15 protein-coding genes and 1 pseudogene are annotated in these 20,681 nt (G+C 67.5%); 7 read left to right on the forward strand and 9 right to left on the reverse strand.

What is annotated here, in order from left to right:
• The first annotated feature begins 95 nt into the window (after positions 1–95).
• Positions 96–902, forward strand: a complete 807-nt coding sequence (locus LNW73_RS03750) for a DeoR/GlpR family DNA-binding transcription regulator (RefSeq protein ID WP_250988886.1) — start codon at positions 96–98, stop codon at positions 900–902.
• Between the two features lie 119 nt (positions 903–1,021).
• Here LNW73_RS03750 and LNW73_RS03755 read toward each other — a convergent pair whose 3' ends face one another.
• The 5 genes from LNW73_RS03755 to LNW73_RS03775 form a co-directional block, all read right to left on the reverse strand.
• The gene (locus tag LNW73_RS03755; protein WP_250988887.1) at positions 1,022–2,968 is read right to left on the reverse strand and encodes a hypothetical protein; all 1,947 of its coding nucleotides are present in this window, start codon (positions 2,966–2,968) and stop codon (positions 1,022–1,024) included.
• Between the two features lie 287 nt (positions 2,969–3,255).
• Positions 3,256–4,638 carry a ricin-type beta-trefoil lectin domain protein gene (locus LNW73_RS03760; protein WP_250988888.1) on the reverse strand — a complete coding sequence of 461 codons (1,383 nt, stop codon included), beginning with the start codon at positions 4,636–4,638 and terminating at the stop codon, positions 3,256–3,258.
• Positions 4,639–4,789: 151 nt separating this feature from the next.
• A complete protein-coding gene (locus LNW73_RS03765) occupies positions 4,790–6,076 on the reverse strand; it encodes a spherulation-specific family 4 protein (protein ID WP_250988889.1) in 1,287 nt (428 codons plus the stop codon).
• 535 nt (positions 6,077–6,611) lie between these two features.
• Entirely contained in the window at positions 6,612–8,642 is a 2,031-nt protein-coding gene (locus tag LNW73_RS03770) for a hypothetical protein (protein ID WP_250988890.1), read from the reverse strand.
• A 957-nt stretch (positions 8,643–9,599) separates the two neighbouring features.
• The gene (locus LNW73_RS03775) at positions 9,600–10,523 is read right to left on the reverse strand and encodes a LysR family transcriptional regulator (RefSeq protein WP_250988891.1); all 924 of its coding nucleotides are present in this window, start codon (positions 10,521–10,523) and stop codon (positions 9,600–9,602) included.
• A gap of 152 nt (positions 10,524–10,675) precedes the next feature.
• On the opposite strand from LNW73_RS03775, the gene LNW73_RS03780 reads away from it, so the two are divergent.
• From LNW73_RS03780 to LNW73_RS03790, 3 genes are all read left to right on the forward strand, one after another.
• The gene (locus LNW73_RS03780) at positions 10,676–11,476 is read left to right on the forward strand and encodes a glycine betaine ABC transporter substrate-binding protein (RefSeq protein ID WP_250988892.1); all 801 of its coding nucleotides are present in this window, start codon (positions 10,676–10,678) and stop codon (positions 11,474–11,476) included.
• Between the two features lie 81 nt (positions 11,477–11,557).
• The gene (locus LNW73_RS03785) at positions 11,558–12,037 is read left to right on the forward strand and encodes a VOC family protein (protein WP_250988893.1); all 480 of its coding nucleotides are present in this window, start codon (positions 11,558–11,560) and stop codon (positions 12,035–12,037) included.
• Positions 12,038–12,271: 234 nt separating this feature from the next.
• The gene (locus LNW73_RS03790; protein ID WP_250992784.1) at positions 12,272–12,328 is read left to right on the forward strand and encodes a hypothetical protein; all 57 of its coding nucleotides are present in this window, start codon (positions 12,272–12,274) and stop codon (positions 12,326–12,328) included.
• Positions 12,329–12,617: 289 nt separating this feature from the next.
• On the opposite strand, the gene LNW73_RS03795 is transcribed toward LNW73_RS03790, so the two are convergent.
• A complete protein-coding gene (locus LNW73_RS03795; protein ID WP_250988894.1) occupies positions 12,618–13,823 on the reverse strand; it encodes a globin domain-containing protein in 1,206 nt (401 codons plus the stop codon).
• An 813-nt stretch (positions 13,824–14,636) separates the two neighbouring features.
• On the opposite strand from LNW73_RS03795, the gene LNW73_RS03800 reads away from it, so the two are divergent.
• The gene (locus LNW73_RS03800) at positions 14,637–15,107 is read left to right on the forward strand and encodes a DUF4142 domain-containing protein (RefSeq protein WP_250988895.1); all 471 of its coding nucleotides are present in this window, start codon (positions 14,637–14,639) and stop codon (positions 15,105–15,107) included.
• A gap of 104 nt (positions 15,108–15,211) precedes the next feature.
• On the opposite strand, the gene LNW73_RS03805 is transcribed toward LNW73_RS03800, so the two are convergent.
• Complete coding sequence (locus LNW73_RS03805) at positions 15,212–17,101, reverse strand: chloride channel protein (protein WP_250988896.1); 1,890 nt, start codon at positions 17,099–17,101, stop codon at positions 15,212–15,214.
• 615 nt (positions 17,102–17,716) lie between these two features.
• Between LNW73_RS03805 and LNW73_RS03815 the strand changes: the two genes are divergently transcribed.
• Positions 17,717–18,301: a MarR family winged helix-turn-helix transcriptional regulator gene (locus tag LNW73_RS03815; RefSeq protein ID WP_374118030.1), complete on the forward strand. Its 585-nt coding sequence runs from the start codon at positions 17,717–17,719 to the stop codon at positions 18,299–18,301.
• Positions 18,302–18,455: 154 nt separating this feature from the next.
• Here LNW73_RS03815 and LNW73_RS03820 read toward each other — a convergent pair whose 3' ends face one another.
• Both LNW73_RS03820 and LNW73_RS03825 read right to left on the reverse strand, forming a co-directional pair.
• A complete protein-coding gene (locus LNW73_RS03820; RefSeq protein ID WP_308407810.1) occupies positions 18,456–18,779 on the reverse strand; it encodes a hypothetical protein in 324 nt (107 codons plus the stop codon).
• 81 nt (positions 18,780–18,860) lie between these two features.
• On the reverse strand, positions 18,861–19,508 hold the full coding sequence (locus LNW73_RS03825) for a vitamin K epoxide reductase family protein (protein WP_250988898.1): 648 nt from the start codon (positions 19,506–19,508) through the stop codon (positions 18,861–18,863).
• A gap of 859 nt (positions 19,509–20,367) precedes the next feature.
• Between LNW73_RS03825 and LNW73_RS36610 the strand changes: the two are divergent.
• Positions 20,368–20,583: pseudogene (locus LNW73_RS36610) on the forward strand (helix-turn-helix domain-containing protein); the annotation flags it as partial.
• Between the last annotated feature and the right edge of the window lie 98 nt (positions 20,584–20,681).

Genomic DNA, 20,681 nt, shown 5'->3' on the forward strand with positions numbered 1-20,681 from the left:
CGGTTGGCCTCCGGCCCAAGACTGGGGATTTTCCCTAGTTCTTCCACAGTGAATGCGCACATATGCTCGTTCAGAAGTAACTGTTGGAGGAACGGATGACGAGTGGACCGCCGTGGCCCACCGCTGTGCGGCAATCCCACCGGGTCGGTACTCTCCTGGAGCGCCTGGCGGCCACGGGTTCCTTCAGCATCGCGGGAATCGCCGTGGAACTGGGGGTGTCCAGGGCGACGATCCGGCGTGACCTGGCCGCGCTGGAGGAACAGGGCCTGCTGACCCGTACGCACGGCGGAGCCGTAGCCCGGGGGGGCTCGGTGGAGCTGCCCGTGCGCTACCGCGCCGACCGGGATCGCGGGCAGAAGCAGGCCATCGCGCGGGCCGCGATGCGCGCACTGCCGTCCGGCCCCTGCGTGGTCGCCTTGAACGGCGGGACCACGACGCATGAGGTGGCGCGGCTGCTGGCGAGCCGCAGTCAGCTGACCGTGGTGACGAACGCACTGGACATCGCGATGGAACTCGCGTTGCAGCCACGGGTGCGGCTGGTCGTCACCGGCGGCCGCGCCCGCAACCGGTCCTGTGAACTCGTCGGCCCCTGGGCCGAACGCACGCTGGGAAGCATCAACATCGACACGGCCTTCATCGGCGTGGACGGCATCAGCGCGCGGAACGGGGTGTCCACCCATGACGAGGTCGAGGCGCGTATCAACGCGATCATGATCGAACGCTCCCGCCGGGTGGTGGTCGTCGCCGACGGCACCAAGATCGGCCGCGATCTGCTCGCGCACGTCGCCCCGGCCTCCGCGGTCGACGAACTGATCACCGACTCCAGCGCGGCGGCGCCGGAACTCGCCGCCATGCGCGCCCAGGACATCACCGTCACCATCGCCGACCTGCCGGCCCACTGACATCACCGGGTTCCTCTCCCCCACGCCGGCGGGCGGGTGGCTCCGGAGTCCCCGGAAACCCCCCGCCCGCCGGACGTTCACCGTGCGGGCCGGCCGTCACCGGCCGTCCCGGTTTCCGCTCAGCGGGTGGTCAGGACCACCTGGCTGGAACCGTTGGGCAGACCGGCGATGCCGACCTGGTCCCCGGGGAACGTTCCGGCTCCCTTGAGGCCGCTCACCGGTTGGAAGGCCGTCCAGTCACCGCTGGCGCCGCGGATCGTGTGGTAGACGTTCCCGTCGAGTCCGACCGCCAGGAGCTGGCTGTCGCCGTTGGGCATACCCGTCAGGGCGATCGAGCGCGCGCCCATCGTCGGGGTGGTGACACCGCGCGGGGCACCCCAGCCCTGCCAGGCACCGTCGGCCCGGTGGATGGTGTGCCAGACGTTGCCGTCATTGCCGATCGCGGCGATCTGGCTGTCCCCGTTCGGCAGGGCCGCGATCGTGAGCGCCGAGCCGGAGAAGTCCGGTGCGTTGACGCCCTGCACGATGGACCAGTCGGTCCAGGAACCGCTCGCGGCGCGCGTGCTCAGCCGCATCCTGCCGTCCTTGCCGAAGACCAGGACCTGAGTGGACCCGTCCGGCATACCCGCTGCCGCGACCCGGATGGCCTTGAGCTGACCGGTGCCACCGTCGCCCGCCAGTACGCGCCAGCCCTGCCACGAGCCGTCCGTACGGCGGATGTTGTGGTAGACGTTGCCGTCCAGACCCACGGCCACCGTCTGCGCCTCGCCGTTCGGCATACCGGTGATGGCGGCGTCGGGGCTGCCGAAGTTCGGCTTGCCGACTCCTCCCATCCCGACCCAGCCCTGCCACGTCCCGTCGGCCCGGTGGATGTTGTGGTAGATGTTGCCGTCGAGGCCCGTGCCGATCAGCTGAACACCGCCGTCGGGCATCGCGGCCACGGACTCCCGCGCACCCGCGAAGCGGAACGCGTCACCGACACCGGACAGCGGCGTCTCGGCGGTCCATGAACCGTCGGCGTTGCGCGCCGCGTTGTAGAACATGTGCGGGGTCGGCCGCGGAGCGTTCAGCGCGATGATCGCCCGCTGCAGCTCGCCCGCGTGCACCCGGGAGTCGTTCTGGTTGACGTCGTCGGTCATGACGATGTTCATGTTCTCCGCGATACCGGAGTAACTCCAGTCGCCCTGCATCCGCGCCAGGACACGGGCGTTGAGCTGGTCCTCCAGGAACAGCAGGTACGCGGACGACTGGGCCGTGGTGCCCAGGGCCTGGATGAAGACCAGGTCCGGGATCGACAGGGTCGGGTCGATGATGTCCTGCAGGACGAAGAACTTGCCGGCGTCGGCACCCGGCGCCTTGTCCAGCACCCGGTCACTCCGCTTCAGCACGGCGTCGAACGTCTTGTCCAGGAGTTTCGGGTCGAAGAGCGCCTTGACGAAGTCCGTCCACGCGGTGTCCGCCTGGACATAGCTTCCGCGGTAGGTCATCGCCGCGGGATCCCAGGCCCACGGATACGTCGAGCTGTCCGTGGTGTCCATCAGGACGACGTGCTTTCCGGCGTCGACGTACTGGTCGTACGTGGAGGTCGGGCTCAGTGATCCGTCGGCTATCGCCGGGTTCCCGATCGCGCCGCCACCGAGCGCGTCCCCGAGCTGGGCGACGGCTTCATGGTTGTCGGCCGCGGCCGTGGCCGGCGACACGGCCGTCGACAGCCGGATGATGACGATCTCCTGCGGATGCCGGTCGACCCAGTCCGCGAGCTGGTCGACCTCGCCCTTGACGATGCCGTTCGGACCCTGGGTGTCGAAGAACTGAAGGGATCCCATCGGTCCGCCGTGGTAGGTGAACCACTTGTCGCCCTGCTTGCACAACCGCAGGTCCAGATACCGGGAACCGCCGTCGAGCTGCTGCACCAGGTTGCCGCTCTGGCTCTTGGAGATGCTCGTGGCGATCGACGGGAACTTCCGCGCCAGGCTCGCCTGGTCCCCGTAGCTGCACACACCGCTGTTCTTGGTGATGCTCCAGGTCCCCGCGTCATGGCTGCCGGGCATGACGATCTGGTTCAACGGCCGGTCACCGATGGTGCTCCGGAGCCCCTGCATCCAGGAGCCCAGTTGAACGTCTGTCGCCGCCGGAAGGCCGGCCGCTGCGGCCGGCTCGGCCGCCGCGGGTACTCCGGCGGCGGCTGCGAGCCCTGCGGCGACCAGCCCCGCGACTAACCCGCCCCACCCACGGCTGATCCTGTGTCGCACACGCATGTCGGTTCCTCTCTGTTGATGGTGTCGGACGTCCGGGGAACCTCCCGTGGGCCGCTGCCCACGGGAGGTTCCCGGTTCTCGGCGGGGTCAGCTGCTCACTGATCGTGGAAGTCGCCGTACTGGGTCCACCACTTCTCGTTCGCACCGCCCCAGCAGTCGAAGAGTTCCAGGTTCGAGTAGCCGCTCTGAGCCGCTGCGCCCTTGACCTCGAGGCAGCGGCCTGACGAGGGGTTGTACACCTGCCCGGAGCGGCCGAGTACCCATTTCTGGTTCGGCCCCCCGTTGCAGGTGAAGAGCAGCACGTTGGTGCCGTTGGCCGTTCCGCCGCCCTGGGCGTCCAAGCAGAGGCCGTCCACCTTCAGGGCGTTGTCCAGGCCGATGGTCCAGTCCTGGGCGGTCGACGTGTTGCAGTTGTAGATCTCGACGTCGGCGGGGGACGTCCGGTTGTTGCCCGCGTCGTCCAGGCACAGGGTCCCGTGCTTGTCGCTGTAGGCCAGTTTGGCGTGGACGTCGCCGTTCGGCTTGAGGGTCGCGTCGATGTTGCTCACCGACGATGTCGTGGAGCCTCCGACGTTGCTGCTGACGACCTGCAGGGCGCGGAAGACGAAGTTGGATTTCGGCAGTCCCTCGGGATTGACGTAGGTGGCGTACTGGTCGAACAGCGCGCTGATGTCATCGCTGACGGGGGCCTTCTGCGCGTCGGTCAGCATGGGTGCCGGGCTCTTCACCATGACCCGGCAGCCGAATGCCGGGTCGCACGTCTTGGTCTTCTCGTCCAGGGTCTCCCAAACGATGGTGGGCTTGGAGCCCGTGTAGGCGTTCCCGCCGTCGTAGTGGACGACCGAGATCAAGGCCGTCTTGCCGTGCTTCACGTCGTCGAAGATGAAGTCGGTGGTGAGGAGCGCCCGCTTCGCCGAGCAGGCGGAGTCCCAGTCCCCCGTCTGGTGCACGGAGGCGTTGTAGGAGACGTTCACGTGCCCGTCCGCCAGCGTGAGCTTCTTGCGGTCGCTTCCGTACCGCAGCTGCGAGTTCTGGTAGGAGTAGCTGACGTTGGTCTCATGGAGAGCGCAGCCGGCTGCTCCCGCGGCGTTGTTCGTCATGTTCACCGTCTTGGACCCGGTCTGCGCCGAGAGCGAGAACCCAGGGGTGGCTCCCCAGGCCGAGTTGTTCCAGCCCAGACTGCCCATGTCCCAGGTGGGAGTGGTCTGCGGGTTGCTCCCGTCCCGTTGGAACTCCTTGTTCGCGGCGAAGGCGCCGCAGCCGGACGTGTTGCGGTGCGGGGCATCGCTCGTGTCAGTGGCGCCTTCGACGACTCTGCCCCAGCAGTCGTGCGAGGGGCCCGGGTCGTACAGCAGCTCGTAGGATCCGGCGTCGGCCGACGCCGGCTGATCCACGGGCGACACCAGCGGCCACATCAGGGAGACCAGTCCCACCAGCACAAGGGTCACGGTGCGCGGTGGCGCGAGGGTGAGCTTCATCGAACGCTCCGATCGTTGGAGGAGTCGCAGGTGGGGGTCCATGAGCTGTGACCGGCCTGCTCGGGTTCCGGTAGGTGTGCTGCCGGTTCCTTTTGCCGCTCCCGGCGGCCACCCACGGGTGGCGGCCGCCGGGAGGTGTCGCTGGAGGGTGTTACGGCAGGGTCCACTTCTGGTTGTTGCCGCCGTTGCAGTCGTAGATCTCGAGCTGGTGGCCGTCGGTGAAGAACTGCGGGTCATCCAGGCAGCGGCCGGATCCGGCACCGACCAGGGTGCTGCCGACGACGTTCCACTTCTGGTTCGACTGGCCGTTGCAGTCGTAGATATCGATCATGCTGCCGTTGGCGGTGGCGTTGTACCGGACGTCCAGGCACTTGTTGTTGATCTTCAAAGTGCCGTCGGTGCCGGTGGTCCACTGCTGCTCGGCCGAGGTGTTGCACACGGCGACCGAGACTTTGGCGCTGTTGCTGCCGGAGTTGCCGGGCACATCGAGGCAGTAGCCGGCGATGCCCGACTTCACGGGTCCCACCTTGCCGGTGGCGGTGCTGGTGCCGGCGGAGGCGGCGGTCACCTCTGCGGACCAGTAGGAAGGCAGGGTGTCCCACGGGTTGTCCAGCACGTCGTTGGTGACGTAGACGTAACCGGCGTTGCGCTGCTTGGACAGGGTGATGGCGGCCTGCATCTGCGACTGGCTCGTGCCGTAGACGAGGTGCCAGACCTTCTTCGGGTCCGCGGTGGCCTCCCAGTCCGGGAGAGTCGCACTCGCGTAGTCGCTGTAGCTGCCCTCATAGGTGATCAGCGTGTCGGCGGCCTGCGTGTAGCACTGGGCGACCCATCCACCCGGGTTGTCCACCACCATGGCGCCGGTGTGCTTGGTCTTCACGTAGGACTGCAGGGTTTTGTAGGCGTCGACCCAGGTGGTGGAGCTGGCGGAGGGTCCGCAGTCCCCGAGTACGTCGTCGAAGAAGATGCCGTCCAGCCCGGAGCCGCCGTAGAAGCTGTACCAGGCGTCGACGCTCTGCTCGGCGTACGTGATCCAGTCGTTCAGGTTCGTGCTGCCGGTTCCCGGCACCTTGCGGTTGTTCGGTGAGGTGCCCAGGTAACCCGTGTCGACGTAGCCCAGCACCTTCGTACCGGCACCGTGCGTCGTCTGGATGGCACTGGCGTAGCCGCTGTCCTTGCTGCCGCCCGCACCGTTCGAGGGGTTGGCTACGGCAAGCCCGGCGCGGGACGCCGCACTCGACAGCTGAGTCCACGCACTGCCCGGCCCGAAGTACGCGGGCACCGCGACACTCTGCTTGATGGACGCACCGGCCGCGGACGCCTGACCGGTAGGTATCGCGGCGAAGACACCTGCGGCCAGGGCGACACCTCCGGCGACGGCGCCCAGCCGCCGCCACGCGCGATCTCTGCCCCGGCCGGTTTGCGCTGTTCTTCTCATGGCGAATGTTCCTCCGCTTTCACGTGCTGAGCTTGCAATCGCGCACACGGCTGACCGCACGAAGATGCGGCGGCGTGAGAACCGGATCGCTCCCACACGTCGGACGATGTGGGGTGGATCAGATCTAGCTCCTCGGCACACGACGGGGTCAAGGTGCGGGACGCGAAGTGCGCACGTCGGCTGAGCGTTTTCCGCACTCGACCAATGGTGCTCCGTGCTTCCCGAGCTGGCCGAAAACCGCGCCGAACCGGCCTTGTCCGGCCTGCTCCAGGGTGCGGATGAGGTGAGCTCGTGGTCGGCTCCGGTGGGAGCCGGCCGTGTTCCGCCGCGTGACGGGTGGCCCATCGCCTGCCGGGTCGCTGCGGGGCCGTTCCGCGCGGCTCCGAGTGTGGTTCTGCTTCCGGTTCTGCTTTCCGGTTCTGCTTTCCGGTTCCGATTCCGGTTCTGCCCGAGTGCGGGCGCTCGCTTCAGCCGCTCATGGGCGGAAAGGTGGCCTGCCGGGAACGTTCCGGTCCCGGCAGGCCTGTCTCCGGTGTCAGCGGGCGTCGACCAGGGTGTAGGTCTTTCCGCCCGGCAGTCCGGCCATCTTCACATCGGTGGCCGCCAGCGGTCGGCCCCAGGGGCCGGTTACCGCGCCGAAGGGGGACCAGTCGCCGTTGGCCGCACGAGTTGCGTGGTAGGTGTTGCCGTCCGCGCCGACGGCGAGTAGTTGGGCGGAACCATCCATCAGGGCAGCGATCGACACCGATGAGGCACGCATCGGCTGATCATTGGCCACGCGCGGCATGCCCCATGTCGAGTTGGTGCCCTGCCGGTTCCGACTCATGTGCCAGACGTTGCCGTCCACTCCGATGGCGGCGATCTGGAGCGTGTCGTCCGGCGTCGCCGTGATCGAGAGATCACGGCCGAAGAACGCCTTGGCATCGCCTGTGCCAGGCAGCATCTGCCACCCTGCCTGATCCCACGTTCCGTCCATGTGCCGCTCGGTGAGGCGCATGGCGCCGTCCTTGCCGTAGACGAGGACCTTGACGGAGTTGTTCGACAGCCCTGTGACGGACACGTTCTTGGCCTGCATCACATGGTGGTCGTTGTCCCTGACGCCGGCCCAGCCGGTCTCCGCCCACGTGCCATCCGGTCGACGCAGAGCGTGGAGCAGGTTGCCGTCCTTGTCGACGACGAGGGCCTGCATGGTGCCGTCGGGGGTGCTGGCCATCGCCAGTCGGCCGCCGTTGAGCTGTCTGTCGAGTACATCGGAGACGACTCGGTTCCAGCCCTGCCATGAGCCGTTTGCGCGAAGGATGTTGTGGTAGAGGTGCTTGTCGACGCCGTAGGCGAGGAACTGGACGTCGCCGTTGGGCATCGCGGTCACGGCGCGCTCACCGCCCGCGAACTCCAGGGCGCCGTACGCCCCGGGCAGTGCCTGAGCCGCGGTCCAGCTTCCGTCGGCCAGACGCTCGGTTCCCACCATCGTGCCGGGAGCCGTTACAGGGGTGTTGTTGGCGATGATCGCTGCGCTCATGTCGCCGGAGCCGATGAGCGAGCCGTCGGCTCGGTGACCGCCCATGTTGATGAAGTCGATCTGTACGACGTTCGTGTTCTTGGCGATGCCGGAGTACCGCCATTCACCCTCGATCTTCTCGAGCAGCTTGATGTTGTGCGCACGTGCGAGATAGAGCATGTAGGGCAGGCCGTCGGGCTTGTAGTTCATGCCGTTGCTGACGACGTCGTACGCCGCGTCCGGGATCGCGAGGGTGGAGTCGACGTTGCCGGAGAGCACGAAGAACTTGCTCGGGTCGCCGGTGTCCGTGGTCAGTACGTGTTCGTCACGGTCAATTGCCTTACCGCTGATCAAGTCGATCACGGCGTTCTGGTCACCGAGGTTCTTGAAGACCTGCTTGAAGAGATCACCCCAGTCCTCGTTCTCGACGTAGCTGTCGCGGCTCTCCATGTTGCTGACCGGCCAGTCCCAGCCGTGTGATGTGGCGCTTTTGTGGTCGAGCAGGACGACATTCGCGCCGTCGGCCATGAACTGGTTGTAGGTCGACGTCGGGGACAGCCTGCCCCGGTCCGCCATGTGTGCCGTGCCGATCGCCTTGCCGAGGAGTTCAACAGCCTCAGCGTTGTCCTCGGCCTGGGTGTCACGAGTGTCCAAGGGGTCAGGATCCGCGGGGACCGAGGTGTTCAGCTCGATCGTCACGACCTCGTCGGGGTGGTTGCGTATCCATTGGGCAATGTCAGCGACCTCTCCCTTCCGGCCGGTGGCGGGGTCGTCGAAGAACAGAGCGCCCAGCGGGCCGCCGTGGTACGTATACCATTTGCCGCCCTGCTTACACAGGCGCAGGTCGAGGTAGCGCGAACCGCTGTTGAGCTGCTCGGTGATGGGAGAGATTTGCGTGATCGAGATGGCGGCGGCGACCTGAGGATTCTTCCTTGCCATCTTGGCCTGGCTGGCCGTGTCGCATACCCCGGTCTTGTCCGTGATGCCCCAGGAGCCGGCATCGTGGCTGCCCGGCATCACGATCTTGTTGAGTGGCCGGTCCCCGATCACGTTGCGGATCTGCCACATCCACTGCTGCAGATTCAGGGCCCAGGGGTCCACCGCCGGCGGGGCCGGGGCCGCGGCGGCCGTCCTGGTGGGCACCGTGGCCCCGGCCGGGGTGGGGGCTGCGGCAACGGCGAGTCCGACGGTCAAGGCAAGCGCCAGCGCTGCGGACGCGGCGCGTGGTCGGAGTAAGTGGTAACGAGTCATGGCTCGCGTGGTCCTTTCCTGTAGTCCACGGGTCTCACCTGCAGACGACTTGGTGCCTGCGCCGTCGCCCGTACAGCCGTTTGTGCGACACATGGGCGGCCTGGCCCGTGGAGCAGGTCAACGTAATCCGGGCAGACCTTTTGACCAAGCAGAATCACCCGGTGAAGGAAAAGCGGGGACCTCCCGAGTGTCGTCCTGACTCCATCGACAGGACAGCCCGCGGTGCAGGTCAGACGGGGTCACGCTGACGCCCGCCAGGTGTGTCCGGCGCACCGGGGACGCTCACCCGAGGGGGTCAAGTGTGCATTTCTCGTGCTCACTTGCGCTTGCGGCCGCCAGATCTGGACACCACCGGCCTTCGGGCCCGCCGAAGCGACCGCGCAACTGCCGATGCCGTCGGACGAACGGTTCACCCTGCTGGAGGAAGGCCGGCCACGGGCCGGCCGTGCATGGCCGGGAAGCCCAGCGGTGGACGCTGGAACGTGTCAGACCGCTGACCGGCCGCCAGTTCAGCGCCAGTTGCTCTATCGCGGGAACGTGTCAGCTGCCGTCACAGCTGGTCCTGACAGAACTCGGCCCGTCGCACTCTGGAAGGCGAATCCGAAGCGGTCCCGGCGGAGCGTGCTGATCTCGTCATCGGAGAGGGATCGCCGAGAACCCGTCCTTCGAACCGCACCTGACCACCAGTGGCGGGCAGGACGACGGCGGTGCCGAGAGCGCCAGCCGCCTCAACGCACAGCGTGCTCCGGATGTTTGTCAGTCTTCCTGATGCACTCAAAGAGCATGTGGGTCGGCGAAGCGCTCGCGAATATGGCGGGGGGTGAGCGGGATCTCTTCGGAGAGCATGTCGAGGAAAGCGTGGGCAATGGGGTCAGGGCTGCTGCGCGTGTAGGCGGTGAGAGGGCGCGTCACCGGGGGTTCCGGGCGCAACAGCAGACCATCGAAGTGAGGAGGGATGATGTTGCCGGGCACGAGTGTGAGGCCGAGCCCGGCGGCTGCGAAATTGGCCGCGAAGGGGGCCTGTTGGGTGCGCACAGCGACACGGGGATGGAAGCCGGCGTCGGCACACGCCTGGTCCAGGACGTTTGCGAGACCACTGTTGGAAGTGAAATGCACCCATTCCTGATCGGCGAGGTCGACGAAGCGCACCGACGTGCCTGAGACAGGTGCCACAGGATCGCCGGGATGGGTGACCAGGATGAATTCCTCCGTGCCCAAGTGCCGGATGGTGCCTTCCCAGTTGGGCGGAGGTGGTCCGATGGCGAGGTCCGCCTGCCCGGCCGCCATAGCGGCCGCAAGTTCTGTGGTGTGCCGGTGTTCGAACAGGGTGATGCGCACGTCAGGGTGGCGGGAGCGCCAGATGGACAGCGCCGTGGGCAGGATGCCGTAGCTGATCGAGTACAGGGTCGCCAACTGAAGTTCCCCCGAGGCGACGCCGGTAGCGCGCCTGGCGGCAGTGACGGCGCGTGTTGCGTCCGCCAGGGTCGCTCGTGCGGAGGGCAGCATGGCGCGTCCCGCGGCGGTCAGCCGAATGCTGCGGGGCAGGCGATCCAGCAGGCGCCCTCCCACGTCCTTCTCCAGTGCCTGGAACTGGTGGGACAGTCCAGGCTGGGTGATCTTCAAAGCGGCGGCGGCGCTGGTGAAAGAGCCTTCGTCGACGATCGCCACGAAGTACTCGAGTTGACGCAAAGTAGCCATGCGGTCAGTTTATGGGATTGAGAAGATTCTGTCCTTGGACTTATGGCTCTCGGTCTGCGCAGACTGAGTTCACACCGCCCGAAGGACCGGTTCGACACCCGGAAGCCGGGGCATAGCGGTCCATCACACACTCGGACGGACATCGAATTCACATGGTCACGCACATTCGCCGACCAGCGCTCACGGTGGGAAATATCTCGCTGTCGTTTCACCGGGCAGCCGCCGCGGTCACCCAACGCATCCTTGAGGACGCCGGACACGAGGTGCGCACCATTGAAGCGCCGCACCAGCAACTCTTCGCACTCCAAGCCTTGGGAGAGATAGACGTACTTGTCTCGGCCTGGCTGCCCTCCAGCCACGGAGAGTACCTGGCCGGCTACCGTGACGATGTGCACGTGCTAGGCCCTCACTATGAGCCCTACTGCATCTGGGCGGTGCCGTCCTACGTCCCGGTCGACGCGGTGAGCGAGGTCGCCGACCTGGCACGGTCCGATGTGGCCACTCGCATGACCAGAACCATCGACGGCATCAATCCGGGTGCCGGTATCAGCCGATTCTCTGCCGCAATGGTCAAGGAGTACGGACTCGACCGGCACAGATATACGTTCCAACCGGGAACCGAGCACACCTTCGTCAACCGGGTGGAACGCGGAATAGCCGAACGCGAATGGTTTGTGATTCCGATCTGGCGGCCTCAGTACCTCAACCTGCTGCACGGCCTGCGCCCTATCGCCGAACCAAAGGGGCTGCTCGGAGGCGTGGATGCGGCCAGCCCGATCATTACCGACCGGGCGATGGCCGTCATCGCTCCGGAGGCGCTGGAGCGTCTGCAGGGCCTCCACCTCGGCAACGAGGGAGTGGAAAGCATCGACAAACTCATCAACGTCGACGGACTGACCCCGCTGGACGCCGCCGACCGATATCTGCGCCGGACAGCGGACGCCACCCCCTGACCGGGACCACAAATCCGCACGCCAGCCCGCCGCCCTTCGCATCTACGACGAGCGGCAGACCCACCCATCAAGGAGACAACAATGACCGCCCCCGCTCTCAACCTGGGCCTCGACCACGTCGCCCTGCGCACCTACGACATCGACGCCACCGCCCGGTTCTACACCGAAGCCCTTGGCTTCCAGTTCCTCCACGAGTGGAGCGCACCCGAGGCCGGCGTGAAGCGGTGCATCTTCCTCGACGCCGGCGACGACCGGGTCATCGAGCTCTTCGACGCCGGCTCCACCCCGCCCGGCGGTTCGGCCCGGACAATCGACGCGGAGCACCGTCCGAGCGACGAAGAGCGAGCCTCGGCTGCCACGCTCGTGCACTTCGCCATCCGCACCGAAGACCCGGCAGCGCTCTTTCAGCGAGCCATCGACGCCGGCGCCCGTCCGCTGATGGCCCCAGCGCAGATCGAGACCACGGGAGCCATCCCCATGACCCTCCAGGTCGGCTTCGTATACGGCCTGAACGGCGAGGTCATCGAGTTCATCAAGCGGCCGCACATGCGCCGCGTCTGACGCTCGGGACCGACAGCGGATCCGACGCCAGGGCGGTGCCCCACCACAGTGGGGCACCGCGCGCAGCCTGGCATCGCCGACCGGCCCGTCCGGTCGGTGAAGGCGAAGATCCGTACCCTCACCCACAGAACGTCGCAGCAGGACCTGGCCGTGGTCCTGGTGAACCTCAACCAGGTCACCCACGGATGAGCCAACTACTGCAGGCATGCCGTCGCGAAGCGCACCTTCAGCAACCTGGACAACCTCGTCCGGTGGCGAGTCATCCGGCTGCTGCATGAGCGGCATCACTGAACCGGACGGACGTCCGCAGACGGCTCACCACCCCCACCGGGCGGTGGCGGCCGATCAGCGCGGGCGAGATCGAGTTGCGGAGGATCAGCGCGATCCAGGTCACCCGGTATCGCTACCGCCCGAGTCACCCGGTATCGCTACCGCCCGAGCGGTCTATCGTCCGCAATGACGTTCCACAGCCATGATCTCCGCCGCGGTGACGGGCAGACAGGGGCAGTTGGTCCCTTGCGCCGGGCTCATCGGGCCCTCCGGCCGGGTTGCGGCGACGTCCGTGCGGACCATCAAGTGATCAGAAATCGCCGTCGGCCAGCCACAGGTCGGGGCCGAAGACCTCGTAGTGGATGTTCCGGGCGGCCACACCGGCGCGGAGCAGCTGGCCGCGTATCGCGCGCATGAACGGCAGCGGGCCGCACAGGTAGACACTCGCGTCGGACGGGACGTCCACGCCGTCCAGATCCATCAGACCGGCCCGGGCCCCGGGGGCCCGCACCGCATCCGGGCGCTCGTACCAGACCAGTGCGCGGGCGTGCGGCAGGCAGGCGACGCAACGGTGGAGATCGTCCCGCAGCGGATGGTCGGCCGGCGAGCGGTCGGCATGCAGGACCAGGACGGAACGGGTCGCACCGGTAGCGGAGAGGTGCTCGAGCATGCTCACCAGGGGCGTGGTGCCGATACCCGCGGAGACCAGTACGACCGGACGGTCGGACTCCTCCAGCACCACCTCCCCGAAGGGCGCCGAGCAGGTCAGTTCATCGCCGGCGACGACAGTGGAGTGCAGGAGGTCGGACATCTCCCCGTCCGGGGCGTCCGGCTCCTGAACCCGCTTCACGGTGATCCGGCGCGACTCGCCGCCAGGAGCACCGGACAGGCTGTACTGGCGCAGTTGGCGCACACCGTCGGGCATCGTCATCCGCACGCTGACGTACTGACCGGGCAGGGCCTTCGGGGCGGCGGCGCCGTCGGCGGGACGTATCAGGAACGACACGGTGTCCGGGGTCTCCTCGCGCCGCTCCACGACGAGCCACCGCCGCCAGCTGCCGCCGGGTTCGACCCCCGCGCCCTGGTACAGCCGCGTCTCACGGACGATCAGAGCACCTGCCATCAACCAGTACACCTCGTCCCAGGCCGCGACCACCTGCGGGGTCACGGCCTCGCCCAACACCTCCGCGATCGCGGCGAACAGGTACTTGTGGACGATCGTGTACTGGTCGTCCGTGACACCCACCGCGGCGTGCTTGTGCGCGATGCGATTCAGCAGAACATCCGGCCGGGCGTCCGGATCGGCGAGCAGCGCGCCGGCGAAAGCCGCTATCGATCCGGCAAGGGCCCGGCGCTGGGCTCCGCTGGCCTGGTTGCCCCGGTTGAACATCCCGTCCAGAAGTTCCGGCCGCTCGCTGAACATGGCGCTGTAGAAGCGGGTGGTGATCTCGTCCAACGCACCGCCGACCGCGGGCAGGGTGGCACGTACCAGTACTGCGGACTCGGCAGAGAGCACCGTGACCTCCTGAGGTCGTTGGGGCACGGCAACGAGCCGGGCCCGGGGAGCAACAGTCCCGTGTATAGCAAGCAAAGGTCATGACTTTTAGGGTTGAACTGGACATCCAGGCCAGTCTGAGGACCCTTGTCCCACCAGCTCGGGACCATGGTCCGAACAGGCCCCGGCGCCAAAGGCCCTACGGCCCCCCAGAAAGGGCCATCCGGCCCTCACCAGGCGAACCCGGCGAGGGGGTCCCCTCGACGGCGCCCTCTACGTGGAGAACTCAACCGTTCGTTGAGGCCGCCACGGCCCGACCGCGCGGATCGTTGGCCGGACCACATGACCCTGCGCCGGCGGCGCGCGTTCGGCGAGCCGCAGGTCCGGTGGATCCGCGGCGGGCCGACGTCAGCCGGCGCCGCCATGCCGACCGGGCGATGACCGTCGATGACCGGTGAGCGCTGACGCACGAAGGCGGGAGCATACGCGACGGTGGTCGCGTCCTGCACGCCTTTGAGCATCATCGCTGAAACAGTTCCATTGCTCAATGCAAGAGTTAGCGTGGCTCGTGCCCCGCACCGCCAGGCGTAACGGCGTCCGCTCTACGCAACGTTGTGCACTTCAGGAGGCATGATGAAATCTCACGCCCGTAATCCGCGGCTCGCATCGCGTGGCGGCCGCCTGATAGCCGTTGCCGTCGCTCTCGTAGTGGTCATCGCCACCGTCTCCGTGTGGCTCTCCCAAAAAAACAGCTCCGCGGACGAGTCGGCCTCCGCAAACCTACCGGTGTCCCAGGCCGGCCAGGCCGCCCCCCGGGCGGGTAACCCCGGCTCCGTGACCGAGTTCGACAAGACGTTTCTCACCAAGGTCCGGCAGGCCGGACTCTGGGAGATGCCGGCAGCACGGCTCGCCCAGACGCATGCGTCGAGCGAAGCCATCAAACGCGCGGGTATGCACGTGCTCGACGGGCACAGCAAGCTCGATCAGCTGGTTCGCGAGGACTCAGCGGCTCTCAACGTGCCGATCCCCGACCAGCCCACCGCCGAACAACAAGGCTGGATCGACCAGTTGGAGAACGTTCGTGGCCGTGCTTTCGACCAGCTCTTCGTGGACCTGCTCCGGGCGTCCCACGGCAAGGTGTTCATCACCATCGGTGAGGTCCGCGCTGCCACCAAGAACGCCTTGATTCGACGACTGGCCACGCAGGCCAACGACACCGTCCAGGACCACATGGATGTACTGGAGGACACGGGTCTCGTGACGGACGCCACCCTCGACAACGTCGCCGCGAGCATCCCCAAGTGACCGGACTTCCGCGCGAGAGGCGGAAGTCCGGGGCCCGACAGGCCACCGGCACCGGCGGCGCCTCCGTGGTCCGCCGGCCGGCCGCCCGGCGGACCCGCCGCTGATCAGGTTGTCGGGGCGGTGAGTGCCGCCTCCGGCCGTCGGCGCGATCGCCGGAACGGTGTGAGGACCCGTTCGAGGTGCTGCTCCTCGTGCACGTCGATACGGCGGGCTTCGAGCAGCTGGCGCAGGCTGAGGATCCCCTCAACGAGATCTGGTGTGCTGCGTGGCGTGATGACGATGCGGGTGATGCGGTGGGTGGCCATGCGGTTGGCGATCGTACGGAGCGTCTCGTCGGGGTGGGCGGTGACCGCCGGGCGGGCGACGTCGCGCAGGAGGCGCGGGTTGTCCGGGGCGCCGTGGAGGAGTTCGGCCCGGATGACGACACCTGCCAGCTGCTCACGATCATCGAGGACCGGATAGAGCCGTTGCCTGAGCAGGCCGTCGGGGTCGCCGGTGCGGTGGGCTTCGCACAGGAGACCGGTCGCCTCGGCGGCGCTCTGGTCCGCGCGGAAGGTGACGGCGGCGGGGGTTTCGAGCTGGCGCACAAGGTGCACTTCGAGGGGGTCTACGGAGTACTCGCGGGTCAGGTGCAGGCCGCGGCGGGCGATCTTCTCGGTGAGGACGGACCGCTTGAGGACGATGACCGAGAGCAGATACGCCGATGACGCCGTGATGATCATGGGAATGAGGGCATTCATCTCGTGGGTCAGTTCGAGGCAGAAGACGATGCCGGTCAGGGGCGAGCGCATGACCCCGCCCAGGACACCCGCAAGGGACACCAAGGCCCAGAAGCCGGGACTGATGGAAGGAAACACCAGACCCTCGGCTGCCCCGAGCGCCCCGCCGATCATGAACATGGGGGCCAGTACACCGCCGGAGGTGCCGGAGCCGAGGGAAAGTCCCCAGATGAGCGTCTTGACGATGAGGATGCCGAGGATCAGCCCGACGGTGGCCCGGCCGGTGAGGAGTTGGTCGATGACGTCGTACCCGACGCCCAGAGCGCGGGGTTCGATCAGACCACCGATACCGATGACGGCGCCGCCGATGGCCGGCCACCACATCCAGTGCACCGGCAGTTTGGCGAAAAGGTCCTCGGAGACATACACCAGCCAGGTGGCCAGCAGGGCGAGCAGGCCCGCGCCGAGGCCGGCGACGATGCACAGCGCGTATGTGGAGAGGGGTAGTTGGGCGGGGACGTGTGCACCGCCGAAGAGGGGGGCGGTGCCGAGGACCGGCCCGCGTACGAGGGTGGCGGTGACCGCGCCGACGGCGACGGGGAGGTAGGAGCGGGGCCGCCATTCGAAGAGCAGCAGCTCGACGGCGAGCAGGATCGCGGCGAGTGGCGCGTTGAAGGTGGCGGCCATACCGGCGGCGGACCCGGCGACCAGGAGGGTCTTGCGTTCGTCGGTGGTGACGCGCAGGAACTGGGCGAGGATCGAGCCGATCGCGCCGCCGGTCATGATGATCGGCCCTTCGGCGCCGAACGGGCCGCCGCTGCCGATCGATATGGCGGAGGAGAGCGGCTTGAGGACGGCGATACGGGGTTGGACCTTGCTGCCCCCGACCAGGATCGATTCGATCGCCTCCGGCATGCCGTGGCCGCGGATCTTCTCGGAGCCGTATCTGGCCATGACCCCGATGACGAGGCCGCCGAGTACCGGCATCAACAGGGTCAGCCACCAATGGGTGGTGCTGCCCGGTGTGGCCTGGCCGAAGGAGAGGCGGCCGTGGAAGCAGAGGTTGGTGAACAGCGCTATGAGCTTGAGCAGTGCCACCGCGACCAGCGCGGCAACCGCGCCGACGGGCGCGGCCAGGGCGGCGATGACCGCGACCCGGGGCAGGACGTTGAAGTCTCCCAGATGCCGGTCCCTCGTGCTGGTGCGTCCACCGGGCTTCGGGGAAGCTCTTTCCCTCGGGCTGTTCGTGTTCTGGGCAGCGTCAGATAGGGGCACGGTGTGCCTCCGCTTCGTGTCGTCTCGGGCCAGGCGGGGAGAGGGAGCACCGGCGTCCAGGGCATACGAGTCAGGCCGGCGGCGTCCGCGGGATGCGGATGCCAACGGCCCGGTACGGGTTCGCACGGTGGCAGGGTCGGGCGTCGTTGCCCGAAGAGAAGGGAGGGTGCGGCGGTCGCCCGCCGGCGCGCGGTGCCGATCGGACTGCTCACTGATGGTGATCAGCGGCAATGGCTTCGGTGCCGTTGTCAGCCGGGGTGGGGGCGGGCGGAGTCCACGCGTCCGGGTCGCACTATCCGTATCCGGTCTCCCTCACAGGCCGGACACCGGGGCCGGGTGAGCGGGGAGGGTACCGTCCGGTCCGCTACGCGGCAGTCGGCGTGAAAGTGGTTGTCCTGGTCGGTGGTGAGGCGAATGTCGTACTCGGCCTCCCATCCGCGCCCGCAACTGAGGCAGACAAATGAATATGCTCGGTGGACCAGCTCATCACCCATGGTTGTCACATCCCTCGACCGGCCCTGTCGCGCCCGCGCAGAACCGGATTGATGCCTCAAGGCTAACATTGCATAGTGCAATGATGGATGTGCCCTGGATTACAGAACGGTGGATACACGGATGGGCCGAGACGTCGCACCCAACCCGTCGCCACGCAAGGCGGCACGCAAGGCGGCACGCAAGGCGGTCGAGCCGGCCCCGGTGGCGCCGGGCCTGGCCCAGGAGACCGAAGAGGTCACCGAGGCCGTCATGGCAGCTTCACGTCTTCTTGTCGGCCTGTCGGCGCGCGCGCTCGCCGACGTCAGCAGCACCCTGACGTTGCCGCAGCTGCGGGCGCTGGTGGTCCTCGAAGGATGCGGCCCGGTCAAGCTCGCGGCTCTGGCTGCGACGCTGGCCGTCAATCCGTCGACGGCGCTGCGGATGGTGGAGAGGCTGGAGACCGGAGGGCTCGTCGATCGGCGGGCCAACCCGGACAATCGCCGTGAGGTCGTACTCCAGCTCACCGCGCCCGGCGCCGACCTGGTGCGGACCGTCCTGGAACACCGACAGCGGGAGATCACGGCCCTGGTGAGCCGCCTACCCGCCGAAGTACGTACGGGACTTGTCGTCGGGCTGCGGGCCCTGATGGCGGTCGCGGACGAGCCAGGGGTCGGTATCTCCCGAAGTGCGCGATCCGGAGTGCTCGAAGGTGACTCCGGAGCCTGAAACGACGCTGGAGACGGCCGAAGCAGCGCTCTCCGCCACCGCCCGTTGTCTGTGCGGAGACCAGGGGCCTTGGAGCGCCATGACACTCAAAGGCCGACGGCATCCGGCAGTTCCTTGCCGCACCAGCTGCAGAAGGGTGCTCCGGCTTCCGCCCTCAGCCGCCCGCAGGCCGGACAGACCCGCTCCATGGCGCACGGCGTGCCGACCTCGGCAGCCACGCCACGCACCCGGCCTCCAGGGTCTGACTGCCGACGCCGTTGCCGAGCCACCCGTCACCCTCGACCACGACCAGCAGCACATCCAGCTCGGATTCGACGTGACTGGCCACGGAGGTGCCCGCAGGCAGCCGCACCAGGTTGGCGTCGAGCTGCCGGTTCCCTTGCGTCAGCCGCCATAGCGCGCCGCGTTGCTCCTCGTGCGCTGCGGCGATGCACGCATCGAGGGCCATGAGTACCTGGGAGGTCTCCTGCGCGGACAATCTTGGCTCCTGGGAAGGTGGGCCGCCGGGATTCGTGAGTGGTGCTTCGCCTCGGGGCTGCGCGGGCCGCGCTGTTCCGCTTCAGCTGGTCCAGAAGTCCCACCAGCGGGCGAGGATCAGCATTCCGATCGTGCCGGTCCACAGGACCGGAAGCGTCCAGGGGAATTCAGCGAGGGCGTTACGCAGACCGGCCGGGGCCGGAACTACGCGATGCGTGATATTGCGGGTGGTGACGTGGCTGAACAGCGTGATCGTCACGGTCCAGACCAAGCAGCACCACAGACACAGGGCGTTGATGCGGTAGAGGGACTGGAACTGGAGCCAGGTACAGAAACCGACGCCGAACAGCGTGCAGGCTTGAAGACCGAGCCAATACCAGCGGTGCTGGCGGATGCCTGCCAGCAGGCTCGCCCCGACGGCGATGACCATGGCGAAGGCCACCAGGCCGATGACGGGATTGGGAAAACCGAAGACATGCGCCTGGCTGCTTTCCATGACGCTGCCACAGGAGACCACCGGGTTGAGACTGCATCCTGGCGTGAAGGTCTCCCCGGCGGCCCGAGCCTCGTAGAGCTTGAACTCGTCCAGGGTGATGACCAGAGAAGCGAGCAGGCCGAGTGCTCCGGTGAGCACGAGCAGCCGGCCCGAAGCGCGATCACCGTCGCGCGGTTCGGTGCAGCCCTCCGATGTGTGAGAGGCGGAAATGGGGCTGAGCGCGGTGTTCGTCATGGGTGGGTCCTTGTCCGGGCGAGCGCTCGCAGCCGGGGCGGCAGGCAAGCCGCTTGTTCCGGGCCGCTACTCGGATCTGCGGACGTGGAACAGCCGTCGGACCTGCGCGCGACCTGAGAAGGCGCTCATCGCCCCGTGTGATTCACGTTGAGCGGTTGCGGTTGACGTGCCCGTGGACGCGCGACCTGCCGTCGCAGTCGGGCAACGCCGCCACCTCATATTCGGCATCCCGGGTACCGCTGCGCTTCGGACGCATGAACGAGCAGTGCTGTCATGGCCATCACTTCTGTTGACCGGTGGCGCTCGGCCCTGGCCGGGCAGGGCCTCTCGGTGTAACGCGCCCGGACACCCCCGCCGTTGGCGAAAAGGCGGCCATCCCGAACGCTGGGACAACGCGTAGAATATTGCATCATGCAAGACTTGTCGATGTGGGCACTCGGCGCGGCCGCAGGGCCACGGTGTCCCAGGGGCAGCTGCGACTCCCTCTGATCGGAGATCACTCAACGCGTGCCGAAGTCACCACTCAGCCGGCGAAAGGAGCACCACCGTGCCCAGAGAGGTCCGGGCAACCCCTTCGCCGACCGGTTGGCGTCGGCTGATCGCCCGTCTGCCGATCAGCCTCTACCGCTCGCACCTCGGCCCTTGATGGGGAGCAGAGTTCTCCTGCTGATACATACGGGCCGCACGAGCGGAGAGCCCCGTGAGGCCGGCGACCCCGGAGGCCGACACTCACCACCCGATATCACCCCGCCCTACCGGACCCCAGAACGCGGAAGAGGCCGCCTTCGCATTTCTGCGAAAACGGCCTCCGACCTGCGAAAACCCTGGTCGGGACGACAGGATTCGAACCTGCGATCCCTTGACTCCAGCCGGCGGGAACCGCGTGCCGGCAATCGCCCAGCTGGTGCAGGCCGACGAGGACACGGTGCGCGATGTGATCCATCGGTTCAACGAGATCGGCCTGGCCTGCGGCGGCGACAGCAACTACGCCACCCCCAATGTGTGGGCCAGCAGGCTCTGGGACGGCCAGACCTATCCGCGTGACACAGACATGATCACCACCCCGGCGGTCAGCGGCTGACAGCACGGCGCCGGCCCCGCCTGCGGGCCCACACCGGCCCCAGTCCCGCCCCGGGTGACGTGTGCCCCTGGGGTGGGCGTCACCCGGGGACG

The organism is Streptomyces sp. RKAG337, from assembly GCF_023701715.1.
Classification (GTDB): domain Bacteria; phylum Actinomycetota; class Actinomycetes; order Streptomycetales; family Streptomycetaceae; genus Actinacidiphila.